This is a genomic window from Atlantibacter sp. RC6 (assembly GCF_014193285.1).
Lineage (GTDB): Bacteria > Pseudomonadota > Gammaproteobacteria > Enterobacterales > Enterobacteriaceae > Atlantibacter.
The window spans coordinates 151,134-172,074 of record NZ_JACHZE010000003.1 but is presented as its reverse complement, the minus strand read 5'-3'; the positions used below and the strand labels follow the sequence as shown (position 1 = coordinate 172,074).

The 20,941-nt window shown below is 56.0% G+C and carries 20 protein-coding genes and 1 tRNA gene; 13 read left to right on the top strand and 8 right to left on the bottom strand.

Annotated features, from left to right (window positions below; translation table 11 throughout):
* Positions 1 to 75: 75 nt before the first annotated feature.
* Positions 76 to 152, bottom strand: a tRNA-Met gene (locus tag FHW74_RS08890).
* Positions 153 to 356: 204 nt separating this feature from the next.
* On the opposite strand from FHW74_RS08890, the gene mltA reads away from it, so the two are divergent.
* Together mltA and tcdA are read left to right on the top strand one after the other, a co-directional pair.
* Positions 357 to 1,457 (top strand): murein transglycosylase A, encoded by a 1,101-nt coding sequence (gene mltA / locus FHW74_RS08885; RefSeq protein WP_183170089.1) that lies wholly within the window; start codon positions 357 to 359, stop codon positions 1,455 to 1,457.
* Between the two features lie 49 nt (positions 1,458 to 1,506).
* Positions 1,507 to 2,313 carry a tRNA cyclic N6-threonylcarbamoyladenosine(37) synthase TcdA gene (tcdA, locus tag FHW74_RS08880; protein WP_125295573.1) on the top strand — a complete coding sequence of 269 codons (807 nt, stop codon included), beginning with the start codon at positions 1,507 to 1,509 and terminating at the stop codon, positions 2,311 to 2,313.
* Positions 2,314 to 2,316: 3 nt separating this feature from the next.
* On the opposite strand, the gene csdE is transcribed toward tcdA, so the two are convergent.
* Positions 2,317 to 2,760, bottom strand: a complete 444-nt coding sequence (gene csdE, locus FHW74_RS08875) for a cysteine desulfurase sulfur acceptor subunit CsdE (protein ID WP_183170088.1) — start codon at positions 2,758 to 2,760, stop codon at positions 2,317 to 2,319.
* Complete coding sequence (gene csdA / locus FHW74_RS08870) at positions 2,761 to 3,966, bottom strand: cysteine desulfurase CsdA (protein WP_183170087.1); 1,206 nt, start codon at positions 3,964 to 3,966, stop codon at positions 2,761 to 2,763.
* A 190-nt stretch (positions 3,967 to 4,156) separates the two neighbouring features.
* On the opposite strand from csdA, the gene FHW74_RS08865 reads away from it, so the two are divergent.
* The 4 genes from FHW74_RS08865 to rlmM all read left to right on the top strand — a co-directional run bounded on the left by FHW74_RS08865 (position 4,157) and on the right by rlmM (position 7,198).
* Positions 4,157 to 4,384, top strand: a complete 228-nt coding sequence (locus FHW74_RS08865) for a YgdI/YgdR family lipoprotein (protein ID WP_183170086.1) — start codon at positions 4,157 to 4,159, stop codon at positions 4,382 to 4,384.
* 362 nt (positions 4,385 to 4,746) lie between these two features.
* On the top strand, positions 4,747 to 5,664 hold the full coding sequence (gene gcvA, locus FHW74_RS08860) for a glycine cleavage system transcriptional regulator GcvA (protein WP_183170085.1): 918 nt from the start codon (positions 4,747 to 4,749) through the stop codon (positions 5,662 to 5,664).
* Positions 5,665 to 5,709: 45 nt separating this feature from the next.
* A complete protein-coding gene (locus tag FHW74_RS08855) occupies positions 5,710 to 6,105 on the top strand; it encodes a DUF423 domain-containing protein (RefSeq protein ID WP_183170084.1) in 396 nt (131 codons plus the stop codon).
* On the top strand, positions 6,098 to 7,198 hold the full coding sequence (gene rlmM / locus FHW74_RS08850) for a 23S rRNA (cytidine(2498)-2'-O)-methyltransferase RlmM (RefSeq protein ID WP_183170083.1): 1,101 nt from the start codon (positions 6,098 to 6,100) through the stop codon (positions 7,196 to 7,198). The genes FHW74_RS08855 and rlmM overlap by 8 nt, the downstream gene beginning before the upstream one ends.
* A gap of 51 nt (positions 7,199 to 7,249) precedes the next feature.
* Here the strand turns inward: rlmM and xni are convergent, their stop codons facing one another.
* The 5 genes from xni to queF all read right to left on the bottom strand — a co-directional run bounded on the left by xni (position 7,250) and on the right by queF (position 13,647).
* A complete protein-coding gene (gene xni, locus FHW74_RS08845; protein WP_183170082.1) occupies positions 7,250 to 8,005 on the bottom strand; it encodes a flap endonuclease Xni in 756 nt (251 codons plus the stop codon).
* 131 nt (positions 8,006 to 8,136) lie between these two features.
* Positions 8,137 to 9,504, bottom strand: coding sequence for an L-serine ammonia-lyase (locus FHW74_RS08840; RefSeq protein ID WP_183170081.1), 1,368 nt, complete (start codon positions 9,502 to 9,504; stop codon positions 8,137 to 8,139).
* A gap of 66 nt (positions 9,505 to 9,570) precedes the next feature.
* A complete protein-coding gene (locus FHW74_RS08835) occupies positions 9,571 to 10,857 on the bottom strand; it encodes an HAAAP family serine/threonine permease (protein ID WP_183170080.1) in 1,287 nt (428 codons plus the stop codon).
* Positions 10,858 to 11,322: 465 nt separating this feature from the next.
* Complete coding sequence (gene ppnN, locus FHW74_RS08830; protein ID WP_183170079.1) at positions 11,323 to 12,687, bottom strand: nucleotide 5'-monophosphate nucleosidase PpnN; 1,365 nt, start codon at positions 12,685 to 12,687, stop codon at positions 11,323 to 11,325.
* 114 nt (positions 12,688 to 12,801) lie between these two features.
* Positions 12,802 to 13,647 (bottom strand): NADPH-dependent 7-cyano-7-deazaguanine reductase QueF, encoded by an 846-nt coding sequence (gene queF / locus FHW74_RS08825; RefSeq protein WP_183170078.1) that lies wholly within the window; start codon positions 13,645 to 13,647, stop codon positions 12,802 to 12,804.
* An 82-nt stretch (positions 13,648 to 13,729) separates the two neighbouring features.
* Here queF and syd point away from each other — a divergent pair, with 82 nt between their 5' ends.
* From syd to gudD, 7 genes are all read left to right on the top strand, one after another.
* Positions 13,730 to 14,263, top strand: a complete 534-nt coding sequence (gene syd / locus FHW74_RS08820) for a SecY-interacting protein (RefSeq protein ID WP_370527987.1) — start codon at positions 13,730 to 13,732, stop codon at positions 14,261 to 14,263.
* Between the two features lie 632 nt (positions 14,264 to 14,895).
* On the top strand, positions 14,896 to 15,225 hold the full coding sequence (locus FHW74_RS08815) for a YqcC family protein (protein ID WP_183170076.1): 330 nt from the start codon (positions 14,896 to 14,898) through the stop codon (positions 15,223 to 15,225).
* On the top strand, positions 15,222 to 16,007 hold the full coding sequence (gene truC, locus FHW74_RS08810; protein ID WP_183170075.1) for a tRNA pseudouridine(65) synthase TruC: 786 nt from the start codon (positions 15,222 to 15,224) through the stop codon (positions 16,005 to 16,007). The genes FHW74_RS08815 and truC overlap by 4 nt, the downstream gene beginning before the upstream one ends.
* 18 nt (positions 16,008 to 16,025) lie before the next feature.
* Positions 16,026 to 16,475, top strand: a complete 450-nt coding sequence (locus FHW74_RS08805) for a flavodoxin (protein WP_183170074.1) — start codon at positions 16,026 to 16,028, stop codon at positions 16,473 to 16,475.
* Positions 16,476 to 16,843: 368 nt separating this feature from the next.
* Entirely contained in the window at positions 16,844 to 18,202 is a 1,359-nt protein-coding gene (locus tag FHW74_RS08800) for an MFS transporter (protein WP_183170073.1), read from the top strand.
* Entirely contained in the window at positions 18,199 to 19,539 is a 1,341-nt protein-coding gene (locus FHW74_RS08795) for an enolase C-terminal domain-like protein (protein ID WP_183170072.1), read from the top strand. The genes FHW74_RS08800 and FHW74_RS08795 overlap by 4 nt, the downstream gene beginning before the upstream one ends.
* Before the next feature lie 24 nt (positions 19,540 to 19,563).
* A complete protein-coding gene (gene gudD / locus FHW74_RS08790; protein ID WP_183170071.1) occupies positions 19,564 to 20,904 on the top strand; it encodes a glucarate dehydratase in 1,341 nt (446 codons plus the stop codon).
* The last annotated feature ends 37 nt before the right edge of the window (positions 20,905 to 20,941 follow it).

The window sequence follows — 20,941 nt, the reverse complement described above, 5'->3', positions numbered from 1 at the left end:
CATTTCAAATCACATGTGCGTTGGCCTTCCTGTGATTCGAACTGCTTTGCAGAATAATACTTCTCTAATTTTAATTGGTTGCGGGGGCCGGATTTGAACCGACGACCTTCGGGTTATGAGCCCGACGAGCTACCAGGCTGCTCCACCCCGCGTCCGTGGATGCGCACTATACTCTGCTGACATTTCTATGCAACCCTTTTTGTAACAAAAGCGCTGATTTTGCCACTCACGGGCGGAATATCTCGCCAGATGCGCAATTTTTAGACGTTATGGCGAGATTGCGCCGGGCGCGCATTTCATTAGCCGATACGGTTTGCTATCTTCGCCTGCACGGCGCGGCAAACTGAGACTTCAAGATGAAAGGACGTTGGACAAAATATTTACTCACAGGGGCGATGGTCGTAGTGCTCGCATCCTGTTCATCAAAACCGACCGATCGCGGTCAGCAATATAAAGACGGCAAATTAAACCAGCCGTTTTCCCTGGTTAACCAGCCTGACGCCGTGGGCGCGCCGATTAACGCCGGGGATTTTGCCCAGCAGGTGACGGAAATTCGCAACGCGTCGCCGCGTCTGTATAACAGCCAGAGCAACGTCTATTCAGCGGTACAACAGTGGCTGCGTTCCGGTGGCGATACCCGCACTATGCGCCAGTTTGGCCTCGACGCCTGGCAGATGGAAGGCGCGGATAATTACGGCAACGTCCAGTTTACCGGTTACTACACCCCGGTGATCCAGGCGCGCCACACCCGTCAGGGCGAATTCCAGTACCCCATTTACCGTATGCCGCCTAAGCGCGGCGGACGTCTGCCGTCACGTGCGGAAATTTACGCGGGTGCGCTGAGCGAATCCTATGTACTGGCTTACAGCAACTCCCTGATGGATAACTTCATTATGGACGTGCAGGGCAGCGGCTATATTGACTTCGGCGATGGCGGCCCGCTGACGTTCTTTAGCTATGCAGGCAAGAACGGTCACGGTTACTACGCCATCGGCAAAGTCCTGATCGACCGTGGCGAAGTGAAGAAAGAAGATATGTCGATGCAGGCGATCCGCCATTGGGGCGAAACGCACAGCGAGGCGGAAGTACGCGAACTGTTAGAGAACAACCCGTCGTTCGTGTTCTTCAAGCCGCAAAGCTATTCACCAGTGAAGGGCGCGAGCGCCGTACCCTTGATTGGTCGCGCCTCGGTAGCCTCCGATCGGTCAATTATTCCGGCTGGCACCACGCTACTGGCGGAAGTCCCGCTGCTGGACAACAACGGCAAGTTCAATGGACAATATGAACTGCGCGTAATGGTGGCGCTGGACGTCGGCGGGGCAATTAAAGGCCAGCACTTCGACATCTACCAGGGCATCGGCGCTGACGCCGGGCATCGCGCGGGCTGGTATAATCACTATGGCCGCGTCTGGGTGCTGAAACCCGCACCGGGCACCGGCAACGTTTTTAACGGTTAATCCTTTCTTATGGCGGGTCCCTGGCCCGCCTTCTGGTTCTGAGGTTTTCATGGCTGTGGTAATGACGGACGCCTGGCGTAGCCGCTTTGGCGGCACGGCGCGTTTATATGGTCAACAGGCGCTGCAACTGTTTGCTGACGCGCATATCTGCGTGGTGGGGATCGGCGGCGTGGGGTCGTGGGCGGCGGAAGCGCTGGCGCGTACCGGGATCGGCGCGATCACGCTGATTGATATGGACGATGTGTGCGTCACCAACACCAACCGGCAAATCCACGCGTTGCGCGATAACGTCGGCCTGGCGAAAGCAGAGGTGATGGCGGAGCGCCTGCGGCAGATCAACCCGGAATGCCGCGTCACCGTAGTGGACGATTTCGTGACGGCGGATAACGTCGCCGCGCTGCTCAATCAGGGCTTTAGCTATGTGATTGACGCCATCGACAGCGTGCGTCCCAAAGCCGCCCTGATCGCCTACTGCCGCCGCAATAAAATCCCGCTGGTCACCACCGGCGGCGCGGGCGGGCAAATCGATCCGACGCAAATTCAGGTCACCGATCTGGCGAAAACGATTCAGGACCCGCTGGCGGCAAAACTGCGCGAACGCCTGAAAAGCGATTTTGGCGTGGTGAAAAACAGTAAAGGCAAACTGGGCGTTGACTGCGTGTTCTCGACGGAAGCGCTGGTTTACCCCCAGGCGGACGGTTCAGTCTGCGCAGCGAAAAGCACCGCGGAAGGGCCGAAGCGGATGGACTGCGCTTCTGGTTTTGGGGCGGCGACCATGGTGACGGCGACCTTTGGGTTTGTCGCCGTGTCCCACGCGCTCAAGAAAATGCTCGCTAAAGCGGCGCGCGCCGCGTAACGGTCAGGCTTCCCGCGCCGCCTGCGCTACCGCATTCGCCAGAGCGTCTAACCCCTGGCTACGGGAAGCGCTAATCTGGGCGCGTAATCCTAGGCTATCAAACAGCGCCAGCGGATCCTGAGCGGTCAATTGCGCCGGCGTTTTGCCTTCAATCGCCGTCAGCAGGATCGCCAGCAGGCCGCGCACTATCCGGCCTTCGCTATCGCCATAAAAATGCAGCGTACCGTCGGCCTGGCGGGTATGGCCCAGCCAGACGCGGTTTTCACATCCGGCAATCTCGATATTGTCCTGCTTCAAATCCGCAGGCAGCGGCGGCAGCTGTTTGCCCAGCAGGATCAGCTGGCGATACTTATCTTCCCATTGATTGAGCGGCGCGAACTGCTGGCGCAGCGTCTCTTCAGTGATCGAGGTGCCGAACGGATGCCCGGCCAGGAATGTACTTGTCATTTAATCCACCAAAAGTTCCAGCGCCTGGTCAACGGCTGCGACCAGCGCGTCTACATCCTGCCGGGTATTATAGGGCGCAAATGAGGCGCGCAGCGTGCCGCTGACGCCAAGCGCCGCCAGCAGCGGTTGGGCGCAGTGTTGCCCGGCGCGCAGCGCAATGCCGGATTGCGCCAGCAACGTGACCATATCGCTGTGGTGAACGCCTGCGAAATCAAAGGCTAACAGGCTGGAATCCTGGCAACGGAAACTGCGAAAACCGGGGCGTTTAGCCAGCGCATCTTCCGCCAGCGTCGCCAGCCCGCGGCTGTAGTTTTCCGATTCAACGACATCCACCGTTGCCAGCCATTCCAGCGCCGCGCTCAGCCCCATCACGCCCGCCACGTTTGGCGTACCGGCTTCAAAACGCCAGGGGGCAGGTTTAGGTGTAAAGCCCTCGAACGACACTTCGGTGAGCATTTTTCCGCCGCCGAGCCAGGGCTCCATCTCGTTCAGCAAAGCGGTTTTGCCATACAGCACGCCGATACCCGTTGGGCCGTAAAGCTTGTGACCGGAGAAGGCATAGAAATCGATGTCCAGCGCCTGGACGTTGGCCGGGCAATGCACCACACCCTGTGCGCCATCAACCATCACAACCGCGCCCGCCGCATGGGCGAGAGCAATCGCCTTCGCCAGATCCGGGCAACCGCCGGTCACGTTCGACATTTGCCCCAGCGCCAGAATGCGGGTGCGCGGGGTGATCAGCGCCGCGAGGTTCTCCACGTCCGGTAAATAGCTGGCGTTAAGCGGCAGCCTGACGATGCGCGCGCCAGTCTGCTGCGCCACCATCAGCCAGGGCACCAGGTTAGCGTGGTGCTCGGCAACGCTGACGATAATTTCATCGTCTGGCCTGAGGCGCGGGCGCGCGTAACACTGGGCGACGATATTAATGGCTTCGGTGGTGCCGCGCGTCCAGACGATGTCATGGCTCTGCGGGGCGTTAATCAGCCGGGCGACGCGATCGCGCGCCGCTTCGTATTGCGCCGTCAGGCGTTGGGCACTGGCGAACTGGCTACGATGAACGTTACCGGCGCTTAAACTGTAAAACTGTTGGGCGGCGTCGATCACCGCCTGCGGTTTTAAGGCGGTGGCGGCGCTGTCCAGATACACGCCTGCATCGGCCAGTGCGGGAAAGGCGCTGCGAAAAAGGGTGGGGTTGAATACTGTCATGGCGATCCTCTCATTTGCTGAGATCGTGGCGCATTTCACCGGTTGATACAAGGCGATTGATAATCCTCGGATTAGTCTGTTTATCCAGGCAACCCGGCGAAAGAACGTTATGCTAATTATTGTTTGGCAAATATTTTTGCCTGTTAGTAGATGAGCTTTACAGAGCATGAAACTCTACGAGGAGAAGAATATGAATAAGACAGCCGCAGTAGTATCCGCTTGTGTAATGGCTGTTGCCCTGAGCGCCTGTTCCGGTCCGAACTATGTCATGCACACCAACGATGGCCGCTCCATCGTATCCGAAGGCAAACCGCAGACTGATAAAGAAACCGGGATGATCAAGTACACCGACGCCAACGGCAATAAGCAGCAGATTAACCACAGTGACATCAAAGAAATGGTTGAACTGGAACGCTAAGCATCAGCAAACAGCAGCTAAAAAAAAGCACCGCAAGTTGCGGTGCTACATTAATCACTATGGACAGACAGGGTAAATGTACAGGAAGTGAAAAGGGGTAGTCTCGCTACCGAGGTCTGAATCGCAGACCAATTGCAAACACAACAACACAACATCACAACCGTAAGCCAAAAGTCCTCAGAACTATCGTTCGCAACGACCATCCCAATGACTTTTCGTTCCGGCTCAGGAAGTGCCGCAATGATAGGTATTTGCTGGTGCAACCTCAACGGACAATTTATAATGGCTCAGATAAAAAAAACTAATAGGTTAACTCTTGTTTCCTGTTTGTTACTGAGCATTAACATACAAGTCCGGTGACCATGTCAAAGCGATTACCACCCCTTAACGCATTACGCGTATTTGATGCCGCTGCCCGCCATTTAAGCTTCACCAAGGCGGCGGAAGAACTGTTCGTCACCCAGGCGGCAGTGAGCCATCAAATTAAGTCCCTGGAAGATTTTCTCGGATTAAAACTATTTCGCCGACGCAATCGCTCGCTGTTGCTCACGGAAGAGGGCCAAAGTTATTTTCTGGACATCAAAGAAATTTTCTCGCAGCTTACCGAGGCGACCCGTAAACTTCAGGCGCGCAGCGCTAAGGGCGCATTAACGGTTAGCCTGCTACCAAGCTTTGCCATCCACTGGCTGGTGCCCCGTCTTTCCAGCTTTAATATGGCGTACCCCGGTATCGACGTGCGTATTCAGGCGGTCGATCGCCAGGAAGATAAGCTGGCGGATGACGTCGACGTAGCGATTTTCTACGGGCGCGGCAACTGGCCGGGGCTACGGGTAGAAAAGTTGTATGCGGAATATCTGCTGCCGGTTTGTTCGCCGATGCTGTTAACGGGTGATAAACCGTTGAAAGTCCCGGAAGATCTGGGGCGTCACACTCTGTTGCATGATGCATCGCGTCGCGACTGGCAAACTTATACGCGTCAGCTTGGTCTTACTCATATTAACGTGCAGCAGGGACCGATATTCAGCCACAGCGCCATGGTATTGCAGGCGGCGATCCACGGGCAGGGCATCGCGTTAGCCAATAACGTGATGGCGCAAACCGAAATCGAAGCCGGGCGTCTGGCTTGCCCGTTTAATGATGTGCTGGTCAGTAAAAACGCGTTTTATCTGGTATGTCATGACAGTCAGGCAGAACTGGGTAAAATAGCGGCCTTTCGCCAATGGATACTGTCGAAAGCAGCCAGCGAGCAGGAAAAATTCCGTTTTCGCTATGAGCAATAATCTTTTTTTGCGTATAACGAGTACGCATTACTTTAGGGCTAACACATGACCAGCCGATTCATGCTGATTTTTACTGCCGTTAGCGGCTTTATTTTTGTGGCGCTTGGGGCATTTGGCGCGCACGTATTAAGCAAAACCATTGGGCCGATGGAGATGGGATGGATCCATACCGGCCTGCAATACCAGGCGTTTCATACCCTGGCAATTTTGGGTCTGGCGGTGGCCATGCAGCGCCGCATCAGCATCTGGTTTTACTGGAGCAGCGTGTTTATGGCGCTGGGCACCGTCTTGTTCAGCGGCAGTCTGTACTGCCTGGCGCTGTCGCATTTGCGCCTGTGGGCGTTTGTTACGCCGGTAGGAGGCGTCAGCTTTCTCGCCGGTTGGGTATTGATGTTAATTGGCGCAGTGCGTCTGAAACGAAAAGGCAGTGGGCATGAATAAGGTAATTTTGTATTGCCGCCAGGGTTTTGAGAAAGAGTGTGCGGCGGAGATTACCGATAAAGCGGCTCTCCTGAACGTTTATGGGTTTGCACGCGTTAAAGAGCAATCCGGCTATGTAATTTTTGAATGCTATCAGCCGGAAGAGGCGGATAAACTGGCGCGCGAACTGCCGTTCAGTTCGCTGATTTTTGCCCGGCAGATGTTCGTTGGCGGTGAGTTGTTGCAGAACCTGCCGCCGGAAGACCGAATTACGCCGATCGTTGGCATGTTGCAGGGCGTCGTGGAAAAGGGCGGCGACCTGCGTGTGGAAGTGGCCGACACCAATGAAAGCAAAGAGCTGATGAAGTTCTGCCGCAAATTCACCGTGCCGCTGCGCGCCGCACTGCGCGAAGCCGGCGTGCTGGCGAAGTCCGAAACCCCGAAACGCCCGGTGGTGCACGTTTTCTTTATCGCCCCCGGCTGCTGCTACACCGGCTATTCATATACCAATAACAACTCCCCGTTCTATATGGGCATCCCGCGCCTGAAATTCCCGGCGGACGCGCCCAGCCGCTCGACGCTGAAACTGGAAGAAGCGTTCCACGTGTTTATCCCGGCGGATGAGTGGGACGAACGTCTGGCCAACGGTATGCACGCCGTTGACCTGGGCGCGTGCCCCGGCGGCTGGACCTACCAACTGGTGAAACGCAATATGTGGGTCGCGTCGGTGGATAATGGCCCAATGGCGCAAAGCCTGATGGATACCGGGCAGGTGACCTGGCTGCGCGAAGATGGTTTCCGCTATCGTCCCAACCGCAATAACATCTCCTGGCTGGTGTGCGATATGGTGGAAAAGCCTGCTAAAGTGGCGGCGCTGATGGCGCAGTGGCTGGTGAACGGCTGGTGCCGCGAGGCGATTTTCAACCTCAAGCTGCCGATGAAAAAACGCTACGAGGAAGTGTCCCAGAATATCGCGTTTATCCAGCAACAGCTGGATGCTAACAACGTCAGCGCCCAGATTCAGGCGCGTCAGCTTTATCACGATCGCGAAGAAGTGACCGTTCACGTACGCCGCATGTGGGCGGCGGTGGGCGGACGGCGCGACGAACGCTAAGCGATTTTCACTTTTGCAAAGGGCCTTCGAGCCCTTTGCTGTTTCTCAGGCTCAACGCCGCGTCAGGCGCAGCTGTTGCAAATTGCCGTCCAGCTGGAGATCGGTTTTCAGGGTGGAAATCGTCCGGCTCAGGAAAGCGTTCTCGCGGTGCGCTTCGAGTTTTTTACGCCATTTCTCCGGCACGCTTTCCAGACTGGCATAAATGTTTTCCAGCGAACCAAACTCGCGAATAAGCTGGGTGGCGCTTTTCGGCCCAATGCCCGCCACGCCGGGGATTTTCGAGCTGCTGATGCCTGCCAGCCCCCAGTAATCCGGGAGCGTCTGCGGCGCGACGCCATACTCATTTTCGATAAACGGCGCATCCAGCCAGCGTTTCTGAAAGTAATCGCGGATTTGGATCGCCGATGATAGCAGCTGGCAATAGCCTTTATCGGTAGAAACAATCATCGCCTGATGCCCGGCAGTGGCGATTTTTACCGCCAGGGTGGCAGCGAGATCGTCTGCCTCGTTCCCCGGGGAATGCCAGCACGCTACGCCATGTTCGGTAAACGCCCGGCGCAGGGCGGGCATTTCGGCGTGCAGATCGTCCGGCATTGGCGCGCGTCCCGCTTTGTAATCCGGGAAAAGCTGATGACGCCAGCCGCTATCGCGGGCCTCGTCGTCAAACACGGCGACGGCATGGGTCGGATGACTGTGCACAATTAACTGCTGAAGCGCATGAACGCAGGTATCTGCACAGGGCGAACCCTGTACGGCATGAATGCGACGAATAAGATTCAGCGCGTCAACGATTAATAGTACAGCCATGTATTCCGCCTCCGTGTCAGTGTGGGGCTACCCTATCATTTCTCGATAGCATGGACCACAAATCAGGGGGAATCAGGAAGATATGCCGCAAAAACAGCTCCGCCTTCACAGGGAAGGCGGAGAAGGAAGGGTTAATCGCAGGTAACGACTTTCATCGCCAGACCACCGCGCGAGGTTTCACGGTACTTGGCGTTCATGTCTTTACCCGTTTCGTACATGGTTTCGATAACTTTATCGAGGCAGACGCGCGGCTCGCTGGTGCGACGCAGCGCCATACGCGCAGCGTTCACCGCTTTCACAGCAGCAATAGCGTTACGCTCGATGCATGGCACCTGCACCTGTCCGGCAACCGGGTCGCAGGTCAGGCCAAGGTTGTGTTCCATGCCGATTTCCGCCGCGATGCACACCTGCATCGGGCTTGCGCCCAGCAGCTCCGCCAGACCCGCCGCCGCCATAGAGCAGGCGACGCCCACTTCACCCTGGCAACCCACTTCCGCACCGGAAATAGAGGCGTTCATCTTGTAGAGCGAGCCGATAGCGCTGGCAACCAGCAGGTAACGCGCCAGCGAGTTGGCGTTCACTTCGCGGATAAACTTGTCGTAGTACGCCAGCACAGCCGGAACGATGCCGCATGCGCCATTGGTCGGCGCGGTGACAACGCGACCACCCGCGGCGTTTTCTTCGTTAACCGCCAGCGCGAACATGTTGATCCAGTCAACCACCGCCATCGGGTCCATGGTGGTTTTGTCGCTGCTCACCAGCATACGGCGCAGCGCCGCGGCACGGCGCGGTACGCGCAGTTTGCCCGGCAGAACGCCTTCGGTGGTGATGCCGCGTTCAATGCCGCCGCGCATCACTTCCCATACTTGCGCCAGATGGGTTTCGAGCTCTTCTTTGCTGCGCAAAGCGAGTTCGTTTTTCATCATCAGGCCGGAGAGCGACAGGCCGGTTTCGCGGCAATGGCGCTGTAAATCCGCTGCGTTTTTATACGGATAAGGCACTTCGACCGGTGACGCGTTGGTCACGCCGAAGTGGTCTTCATCGACGATAAAGCCACCGCCGATGGAGTAATAAGTCTGGCTGTAAACCACCTTGTCACCGGCAAGCGCGGTAATGCGCATCCCGTTTTCGTGCAGGGAAAGGTTATCAGCGTGGAAATTCATGCACTGATCGACCGGGAATTCCACTTCGTGTTCGCCGTTCGCCAGTTGCAGGCGTCCATGGGTGTTAACGTCCTGAATAAAGCCAGGAATGCTATCGATATCAACCGAGTGCGGCAGGTTGCCCGCCAGACCCATAATGATAGCAATATCAGTGTGGTGGCCCTTGCCCGTCAGGGAAAGAGAACCGTAAACATCAACAACGACACGGGTAACATCACGCAACAATCCTTGTGCGATTAAATCATCCGTAAACTGCTTGCCCGCTTTCATCGGCCCGACAGTATGGGAACTCGAAGGACCGATACCGATTTTGAAAATATCAAAAACACTAATCATGATGCATCCATTGCGTAGTGAGAGGTAAGGGCATGCGCCGCTCAGCGAGCGGCGCGGACGAGGCTATTAGCCGAACAGCGAGTAGAAGATAGCGGAGATGGCAATCAGGCCCATCACAACTACGAATACGTTGCTGATATGGCCGCTGTACTTGCGCATAGCCGGCACTTTGTGGATGGCATACATCGGCATCAGGAACAGGATCATTGCGATAACCGGGCCGCCCAGGGTTTCAATCATGCCCAGGATGCTCGGGTTCAGGGTCGCCACAATCCAGGTGGTAACCAGCATGAACAGCGCAGTGATGCGGTTCAGTTTGTTGATTTCGATAGATTTACCTTTGCCACGCAGAGATTTAATCACCATACCGTTGAAGCCTTCACGCGCGCCCAGGTAGTGGCCCAGGAAGGATTTGGTGATAGCGATAATCGCGATGATCGGCGCCATCCAGGCGATGATCGGCGCGTTAAAGTGGTTAGCCAGATAAGACAGAATCGAGATGTTCTGCGCTTTCGCTTCCGCCAGGTCAGCCGGGGAGAGGCTCAGTACGCAGCTGAACACGAAGAACATGACCGTCAGCACCATCATGATGTGTGCGAACGCCAGAATACGTGAACATTTCTTCTCTGCTTCCACACCGTACTCTTCACGCTTCGCCACGGCGAAGGAGGAGATGATCGGTGAGTGGTTAAAGGAGAACACCATTACCGGGATGGCCAGCCACAGCGTCATCCACAGGCCGTTGCCGGTAGAGGCAGAGCTCAGGGACAGGGTGTCCAGCGCCGCGCCGTTCCACTGCGGGATCAGGTACAGCGCCAGCAGCATCAGGGCCGCCACAAACGGGAACACCAGCACGCTCATCGCTTTTACGATCATGTGCTCGCCGAAACGCACGATAGTCATCATGCCGACAATCAGGATCAGCGACAGGATGGCACGCGGCGGCGCAGTCATGCCCAACTGGTGGGTAATAAAGCTGTCCACCGTGTTGGTGATCGCCACGCTATACACCAGCAGGATGGGGTAAATAGCAAAGAAGTAGAGCAGGGTGATCAGTTTGCCTGCGCCGACGCCGAAGTGTTCTTCAACCACTTCAGTGATGTCTTCGCCCGGGTTTTTGCCTGACAGCACAAAGCGGGTCAGCCCACGGTGTGCAAAGAAGGTCATCGGGAAAGCAATGATCGCCATGATGATCAGCGGGATCATGCCGCCGACACCGGCGTTGATAGGTAAGAAAAGAACACCTGCGCCGATTGCCGTGCCGTACAGGCCAAGCATCCACATGGTGTCGGTTTTGCGCCATGAACTACGCGTCGCGGTTGACGCAATGGTGCTGGTTTGAGTGGTTTCCATCTGTTTCTCCTGGAGGAAGCATAAAAATCAGGCTTTTAGAGACATCCAATGCAAAAGTGCCTGACTGTAAAACGAAATACTGGTAAAGAGGGGATTTTTATAATTTTTTCCCGTAACTATTTTCGGGCGGAAAGATACATTTATGGCGTCAATCTATCAGTGATCGGGATCTCAATTGCCATAATCTACTTTTTATAAGGGTATTTTTTGGGCCTTTGCGCTGCTTTATTACTCCTTTGCCAGATTATTGGACGCGAAGCCTATCATTCGCAGGGCAGGGCAGGATACTGTCAGCGACAGATATCAGATTTTGCTCTGTTAAATTGAGGTTAAACGAGATTTATTAAGGGAAATTGATTACTTAGAATGATGTTTTCCGTCGGGAACGTGAAAGCAATCGTTTTCTTTTTGACGTCAGGACGAAAAAAAGGGCGGCTCAGCGCCGCCCTCACTGTTTAGATTATGCTAGGTACAGATCTCATAGCAGGGGATGTACGCGCTGCCCGGCAGTTTCATGCGGTGCTGTGCGACAAAACCCTGAAGCAGATGATCCATCTGCTTCATCATGTGCGCATCGCCGTGAATTTTATACGGGCCGTATTGTTCAATAGCCCGGATGCCGTTTTCCTTCACGTTACCCGCGACGATGCCGGAGAAGGCGCGACGCAGATCCGCCGCCAGCACTTCCGTCGGCTGATCAGGATAAAGTTTCAGGTTCGCCATATTGGTGTGGGTTGGCTCGAACGGCACCTGCAGATCCGGCGAAATGCGAATCGACCAGTTAAAACTGTAGGCGTCGCCGGTTTCACGACGGTTCTCTTTTACCTGCGGCATCGCTTTTTTCATCTGGCGCGCCACTTCCGGAGCATCATCGATAATAATGCGGTAGTAACGACGCGCCTGCTCGCCCAGGGTACTGACAATAAACTCATCCAGTACCCGGAAGTAATCCGCGCTCTGCTTCGGCCCGGTAAGGATTAGCGGCAGCACCTGGTCCTGGTTGTGCGGATTCATCAGAATGCCCAGTAAATAAAGCAGCTCTTCCGCCGTCCCCACGCCGCCCGGGAAAATAATGATCCCATGGGCGATACGCACGAACGCTTCGAGGCGCTTTTCAATATCCGGCATGATGATCAACTCGTTGACCAACGGATTCGGCGGTTCCGCCGCGATAATCGACGGCTCGGTCATACCGATAAAGCGGCCATCTTTATAGCGCTGTTGAGCGTGGCCCACCGCCGCGCCCTTCATTGGCGCTTCCATCGCGCCCGGCCCGCAGCCGGTACAGATATTGAGTTCGCGCAGGCCCAACTGGGTGCCGACGCGGCGGGCATACAGATATTCGGTTTCGTTGATTGAGTGGCCGCCCCAGCACACCACCATATTCGGCGCTTCCCCAACGTGCAGCGCGCGGGCGTTGCGCAGGATCGAAAACACCAGGTTAGTGATATGAGTGGAATCTTCCAGGTCGAGATGCTGTAACCGACCGGCGTTGGTAATTTGCCCGTTAACGAACAAAATATCGCGCAGTACCGCGAACAGGTTGGCCTGTAACGAGCGAATAATGCGGCCATCGACAAAGGCCTCATCCGGCGGGTTAATCAGTTCGAGCTTTACGCCGCGCTCGCGCCGCAGCACGTTAATATCGAAATTCTCGAAGCGAGAAAGCAGTTCTTTACTGTTGTCGGTCTGACTACCGGAATTCAGTACAGCCAGTGAACAATTGCGGAAGAGTTGATAAAGGTCGCTGCTGGCCGTGCGTTTAAGCATGTCAACTTCCAGCTGCGACAACATATCCATTGAGCCAAGCGGGCTAATATGTGTAATCAAGTGAACTCCTTACGGGCACAACGCGCCGATCCCTGTGATTACAATAGCCCCGCCCGCTCAGGTTTAACAACCCGCTAACGTAAAATGGTGTGTCAAATGCGAGACATATTCCAGTTATTGGCGCACCAGCCGCCCGGTGGCAGGGGTGAAATCGCTATTGCTGCGCCAGGGGTTAATGTCCAGCCCGCCGCGCCGGGTATAGCGCGCATAGACGCTCAGGGTTTGCGGGCGGCAGAATCGCATGATGTCGCTAAAAATTCGCTCTACGCACTGCTCATGGAATTCGTTATGGTGGCGGAATGAGACCAGATAACGCAGCAGTTTTTCCCGGTCGATTTGCGGGCCGCGATAGCGGATTTGCACCGAGCCCCAGTCTGGCTGATGGGTAATCAGACAGTTGGATTTCAGGATATGGCTGACCAGGGTTTCTTCAACCTGCTGCTCTCCCGCCGCGCCGTCCAGATACGCGGCATCAAACTCATAGTGATCAATGGTGATAGGTTGATCGTCGATACACACGCCGTCGAACGCGGCGATGGCGTGTCCTTCAATCTCCTGGAGCCGGTAAAGCTGTACCTCGACGTGGCCCTGCGCGCAGTGGCTTAAATCCCGGGCAAGGGTGTTTTGCACCTCATCCCAGCTGGCGAAACGGCTCTGGTTAAAGCTGTTGAGGTAAAGTTTGAAGCTCTTGGACTCCACCAGATTGACGCTGGTGGAATCAATGCTGACGTGCCCGACCGCCACCTGCGGTAAGCCGTTGCTGTTCAGCCAGGAGAGCTCGTACAGCGTCCAGATATCCGCGCCGTGAAACGGTAAATCCTCAGCGCTAATTCCCAGCGGGTCGCGGTTTAAACTGCGCGGCACCGGCTGCAACAGGCTGGCATCGTAAATATCCCGGTAATCCGTGGACTTGCCGAGCGTCAGTCCACTTAACGCCGCGTGGTTTTCATAAGAAGTCATGTGTCACCAAAATAAAGCAGGTACAATATTCGGCCTAGTGTACCGTACCTGGCAAAGAGAGAGAAACGTGGTGGAAAGTGACGTGCAGCAAGCCCTGAAAGCCTTTACCAGCCGATTTTGCGACGCGTGGCATGAGGCGTACGCCACCTGGCCGCAAAGCGAAGAGCTCTATGGAGTGCCCTCGCCGTGCATCATTTCGGCGTTGCAGGATAAAGTGATTTGGCAGCCGCAGCCGTTTGAACCTGCCGCCGATCTCAGCGCTGTGGAGCGGGCGATGGATATCGTACTGCGCGCGGATACCCACTCTTTTTATACCACCCAGTTTGCTGGCGATATGCCCGCGCAGTTTGCCGGCGAAACGCTGACGCTGCTGCAAACCTGGAGTGAAGACGACTTTCGCCGGGTACAGGAAAACCTGATCGGGCATCTGGTCACGCAAAAGCGCTTAAAACTTTCTCCTACGCTGTTTATTGCGACCCGGGAGGATGAACTGGAGGTGATTTCAGTGTGCAACTTGAGCGGCGAAGTGGTGCTGGAAAAGCTGGGAACCCGCCAGCGCACCGTGCTTGCGCCGACGCTGAGCGACTTCCTGACGCGCCTTGAACCGCGAGTGTAAGCCTGTTTTGCTAATCCGCGTGTGAGATATCTCTTACAAGTTTGTGAGATATCGGCACTAACACTTTAGAGTGTTTACCTGGGTGTTGGATTTAACCTGTTTTTTATCAGGTGGTTACGATTGAAATTGTTGCTTTCGAATGAAACTTAACCGCAATTTGTGATCCCTGTTCGCTTGTAAGGCGAGCCGTAATAGCGGATTCTATATGTGTCGACAGGAAGTCGCGACATGAAGTGTACATCAGGAGGATGTTACTTCAGACAGGGAACACACCGGGACGGTGATTCAGGGAAGGCTTCAGGAAGAAGCAAGGATAACGCAAGGCTGCGTTAAAGGACACCTCCAGGAGGGAGAACGAGAGCCGGTCGGGATGTTCGGTGGATCAGGATGATCAGGGATTCAGCGCCAGGAAGGTGCAACTAAGCCATCAGGATGATGTCGTGCAGGATGCATGAATAAGGACATTGAGCTCTTGAGCTCGCAGGAAAAGTTGTCACGGATGAGCAGGGAGCAACAAAAGTAGCCGGACTGCTGCGAAACGAACCGGGAGCACTGTTTTTACAGTGCTCCCTTTTTTTATTCCCGCCATGAAATGCTATGCTTCGCGCCTGTTTGCCGGAATCGAGGTCATCATGAACAGAGCTGAAGCTGTGCGTCAGCAGCTTTTACGTATCGAAACCACGCTGCGTCATCATCAACAGTGGCAGGGCACGCCCCCTGATGCCGCTGCGTTTAACAGCGATAAACCATTTTGTCTGGATACTCTCGCGCCTTATGAATGGCTGCAATGGATTTTTATTCCGCGGATGAATGCGCTGCTCGACAGCGACACCCCGCTGCCGCAGGCGTTTGCTATCGCGCCTTATTATGAAGTGGCGCTGCATCCCGGCCATCCGGCGCGGGAAGATGTGCTGGAACTTCTTCAGGAAATGGACGCCTGGTTCACTGAGGAAAACTCGTGAGTCTGGAAATCCTGTATCAGGATGAATGGCTGGTGGCGGTCAATAAACCGTCCGGCTGGCTGGTGCACCGCAGTTGGCTCGATCGTGATGAAAAAGTCGTGGTGATGCAAACCGTGCGCGATCAGATTGGTCAGCACGTGTTTACCGCCCATCGGCTGGACAGGCCGACCTCCGGCGTGTTGCTGATGGGCCTTTCCAGTGAAGTGGGGCGGCTACTGGCCCAGCAGTTTGAACATCATCAAATCCAAAAACACTACCACGCCATTACCCGCGGCTGGTTGCAGGATGAGGCGGTGCTGGATTATCCCTTGACCGAAGAGCTGGATAAAATTGGCGATAAGTTTTCCCGCACCGATAAAGGCCCGCAGCCGGCAGTGACCCACTATCGCGGCATCGCCACCGCTGAAATGCCGGTCGCGGTCGGCCGCTATTCGACCGCGCGCTACAGCCTGGTGTCGTTACTGCCGCAAACCGGGCGCAAGCACCAGCTTCGCCGCCACTTAGCGCATCTGCGCCACCCGATTATTGGCGACAGCAAACACGGTGATTTACGGCAAAACCGCGCGGCGGCAGAACATTTTGGCTGCGATCGCCTGATGTTGCATGCCAGTTCGCTGTCGCTGAATCACCCTGTCACCGGCGAACCGCTGACGATGACGGCTCCGCTGGACAATGTCTGGATGTCGGCACTGTCACATTTCGGCTGGTGTGGAATTCTCCCCGATATTGAAAGGGTTGAGTTTCCTTCACTCAACGGTCAGGATGACTCTCATCAGGATTAACCGTAAGGAGTCACAGCAATGGCAAAGATAGGGATTTTTGTCGGCACCATGTATGGCAACGCGCTACTGGTGGCGGAAGAGGCGGAGGCCATCTTACGCGGCCAGGGGCATAGCGCCACCGTGTATGAGGATCCAGAACTCAACGACTGGCGGCAGTATGAGAACGATTATGTGCTGGTGGTGACCTCGACAACCGGGCAGGGTGATCTGCCGGACAGCATTGCGCCGCTGTTTCAGGGCATTAAGGACCAACTGGGCTATCAGCCGGGGCTGCGTTATGGCGTGATTGCTCTGGGCGATAGCACCTACAAGAATTTCTGCGGCGCCGGAAAGCAGTTCGATGCGCTGCTCGCTGAACAAAGCGCCAAACGGGTGGGCGAGGTGTTGCTGATCGACGCCAGCGAAGATCCGGAACCGGAATCCGTTTCCAATCCCTGGGTTGAAGCCTGGGGCGCGCAACTCAATTAATGCCGGGCCCCTGGCCGGGGGCTCACATTCTGCGTCAAGCGACAAACCTCACACTCTTTATCTTCATTTCATTTGAAACAACGTTTCATGGACCAGCGGTTTCATTTCCGTGAAGCATCGCCCACTGCGTTGTGCGGATGCCATAAACCCTTAAGGTAATGCCACGCAATGTTGTGGCGCTGCACGGTGAGCTCTTTTCCTCCCCTTCATATACTTTTTTCGCCAGTTCTTAAAACGCAGAAATCAGGGCGGTCACGCCTCTGGGCTAACAATACTGCGACTTACAACTAAAAACTCATTCTGATTACCCTCCAGGTTGTGCTGTTCAGAATGAATGTAGCAACACGCTATGATTCAGGAGTGCAACAATGAATACGATTAGCCAGACGGCGAGCGCCGTGCAAAAGCGCACCAATGCTCGTTATTGGATAGTGGTGATGCTGTTTATCGTCACCTCGTTTAACTATGGCGACCGCGCCACGCTCTCTATCGCCGGGTCAGAAATGGCCAAAGATATCGGGCTGGATCCGGTCGGGATGGGTTATGTGTTCTCTGCGTTTTCGTGGGCATACGTAATCGGTCAGATCCCGGGCGGTTGGCTGCTTGACCGTTTTGGTTCAAAACGCGTCTACTTTTGGTCCATCTTTATCTGGTCGATGTTTACCCTGTTGCAGGGCTTTGTCGATATCTTCAGTGGTTTCGGCATCATCGTTGCGCTTTTTACCCTGCGCTTCCTGGTGGGGCTGGCTGAAGCGCCTTCTTTCCCCGGCAACAGCCGGATCGTCGCGGCCTGGTTCCCGGCGCAGGAAAGGGGTACCGCCGTCGCTATTTTTAACTCTGCACAGTACTTCGCGACCGTTATTTTCGCCCCGATCATGGGCTGGCTGACGCACGCGGTGGGCTGGTCGCATGTGTTCTTCTTTATGGGCGGTCTGGGTATTCTGGTCAGCTTCCTGTGGCTGAAAATGATCCACGAACCGAACCAGCATCCTGGCGTAAACCAGGCGGAGCTGGATTATATCGAAGCGGGCGGCGCGCTGATCAATATGGATCAGAAGAGCAGCAAGCAAACCGTGCCGTTCAGCCAGAAATGGGGGCAGATCAAGCAACTGTTGCAGTCTCGGATGATGATTGGCGTGTACATCGGCCAGTACTGCATTAACGCCCTGACGTACTTCTTTATTACCTGGTTCCCGGTGTATCTGGTGCAGGCGCGCGGCATGTCGATTCTTAAAGCGGGTTTCGTGGCGTCTATTCCGGCCATCTGCGGCTTCGTGGGCGGCGTGTTAGGCGGCATTATTTCCGACTGGCTGATGCGGCGTACCGGTTCGCTGAATATCGCCCGTAAGACGCCGATCGTGCTGGGTATGCTGCTCTCCATGACCATGGTGTTCTGTAACTATGTGGATGCGGAGTGGATGATTATCGGCTTTATGGCCATGGCGTTCTTCGGTAAAGGCATCGGCGCGCTGGGTTGGGCGGTGATGGCGGATACCGCGCCGAAAGAGATCAGCGGCCTGAGCGGCGGTCTGTTCAACATGTTCGGCAACATCTCCGGTATCGTGACGCCGATTGCTATCGGTTATATCGTTGGGGTTTCCGGTTCGTTCAATGGCGCGCTGATTTATGTGGGTGTCCACGCTTTTATCGCGGTGCTGAGCTATCTGGTGATCGTGGGTGATATCAAACGTATCGAACTTAAACCTGTTACCGGGAGCCGCGCATGACCACACAATCGAGTCCCGTCATTACCGCGATGAAGGTGATCCCGGTCGCCGGCCAGGACAGCATGCTGATGAACATCGGCGGCGCGCATAATGCCTGGTTCACCCGTAATATCGTGGTGCTGACAGACAACGCCGGTAACACCGGCGTTGGCGAAGCCCCTGGCGGCGAAGTGATTTACCAGACTCTGGTGGACGCCATTCCCGGCGTGGTCGGCCAGCAGGTGGCGCGCCTGAATCGCGTGGTGCAACAGGTGCACAAGGGCAATCAGGCGGCGGATTTCGATACCTTTGGTAAAGGCGCCTGGACGTTTGAACTGAAAGTGAATGCCGTGGCGGCGCTGGAAGCGGCACTGCTCGATCTGCTGGGCAAAGCGCTGAACGTACCGGTGTGCGAACTGCTCGGCCCAGGCAAGCAGCGCGATGCGGTCACCGTACTGGGCTATCTGTTCTATATCGGCGATCGCACCAAAACCGACCTGCCTTATCAGGCGGGCGAGCAGGGCAAGCACCCGTGGTATCACCTGCGCCATCAGGAAGCGATGGACAGCGACGCGGTGGTGCGCCTGGCGGAAGCGGCCCAGGATCGCTACGGGTTTAAAGATTTCAAACTTAAAGGCGGCGTATTGCCGGGCGAGCAAGAGATTGACGCCGCCCGTGCCCTGAAAAAACGCTTCCCGGATGCACGCATTACCGTGGATCCGAACGGGGCCTGGCTGCTGGATGAAGCCATCGAGTTGTGCAAAGGGCTGAATGATGTACTCACCTACGCCGAAGATCCGTGCGGCGCGGAGCAGGGCTATTCCGGACGGGAAGTGATGGCGGAATTCCGTCGCGCAACCGGGCTGCCGGTTGCCACCAATATGATCGCCACCAACTGGCGTGAAATGGGCCACGCGATCATGCTCAATGCGGTGGATATCCCGCTGGCGGACCCGCATTTCTGGACCTTAAGCGGCGCGGTGCGCGTGGCGCAGATGTGTGACGACTGGGGCCTGACCTGGGGTTGCCACTCCAATAACCATTTTGATATTTCGCTGGCGATGTTTACCCACGTCGGCGCGGCGGCGCCGGGCAACCCGACCGCCATTGATACTCACTGGATCTGGCAGGAAGGCGAATCACGGCTGACCCGCGATCCGCTGCAAATTAAAGACGGCAAAATCGCCGTACCGGATGCGCCGGGCCTGGGCGTGGAGATCGACTGGGATCAAATCCACAAAGCCCACGAAGCGTATAAGAAACTGCCCGGCGGCGCGCGTAATGATGCCGGCCCGATGCAGTATCTGATTCCTGGTTGGAAATTTGACCGCAAACGTCCGATATTCGGACGTTCCTGAAGGCTTAGAGAAAGGATTTACATGATGACGACTTATCAATCCACGCCCGTAGTCACCGAAATGCAGGTTATCCCGGTTGCGGGTTACGACAGCATGCTGATGAACCTGAGCGGCGCTCATGCTCCGTTCTTCACGCGTAATATCGTGATTATCAAAGACAACTCCGGCCATACCGGCGTGGGCGAAATCCCTGGCGGCGAGAAAATTCGCCAGACCCTGGAAGATGCCGCCGCCCTGGTGGTGGGCAAAACGCTCGGTGAATATAAAAACGTCCTCAATACCGTGCGCAACACCTTTGCCGACCGCGATGCGGGCGGCCGCGGCCTGCAAACCTTCGACTTGCGCACCACCATTCACGTGGTCACCGGTATCGAAGCCGCGTTGCTGGATCTGTTAGGCCAACACCTGGGGGTTAACGTGGCGTCGCTGCTGGGCGATGGTCAGCAGCGCAGTGAAGTGGAAATGCTCGGCTATCTGTTCTTCGTCGGCGACCGTAAACGTACTCCGCTGCCTTACCAGAGCCAGCCGGACGACGCGTGCGACTGGTATCGCCTGCGCCACGACGAAGCCATGACCCCGCAGGCCGTCGTGCGCCTGGCGGAAGCGGCTTACGAGAAATACGGCTTTAACGATTTCAAACTCAAAGGCGGCGTGCTGGCGGGTGAAGAAGAGGCTGAATCTATCGTGGCGCTGGCGAAGCGCTTCCCGCAGGCGCGCGTGACGCTGGACCCGAACGGCGCATGGTCGCTGAACGAAGCGATCAAAATCGGTAAATACCTGAAAGGCTCACTGGCCTACGCGGAAGATCCGTGCGGCGCTGAGCAGGGCTATTCCGGACGCGAAGTGATGGCGGAATTCCGCCGCGCCACCGGCTTGCCGACCGCGACTAACATGATCGCTACCGACTGGCGTCAGATGGGGCACACCCTGTCGCTGCAATCCGTGGATATCCCGCTGGCGGACCCGCACTTCTGGACCATGCAAGGGTCGGTCCGCGTGGCGCAGATGTGCCATGACTTCGGGCTGACCTGGGGCTCGCACTCCAATAACCACTTTGATATCTCGCTGGCGATGTTTACCCATGTGGCCGCCGCCGCGCCGGGCAACATTACCGCCATCGATACCCACTGGATCTGGCAGGAAGGCAACCAGCGCCTGACCAAAGCGCCGTTCGAAATCAAGGGCGGCATGGTGCAGGTGCCGTCAGCACCGGGCCTGGGCGTCGAGCTGGATATGGACCAGGTGATGAAAGCCAACGAGCTTTATCAAAAACATGGACTTGGCGCACGCGATGACGCCATGGGTATGCAGTATCTTATTCCTGAGTGGAAATTTGATAACAAGCGCCCCTGCATGGTGCGTTAATCGTATCGGTGCCCTCGGGCACCGTTTTTTTTAACGG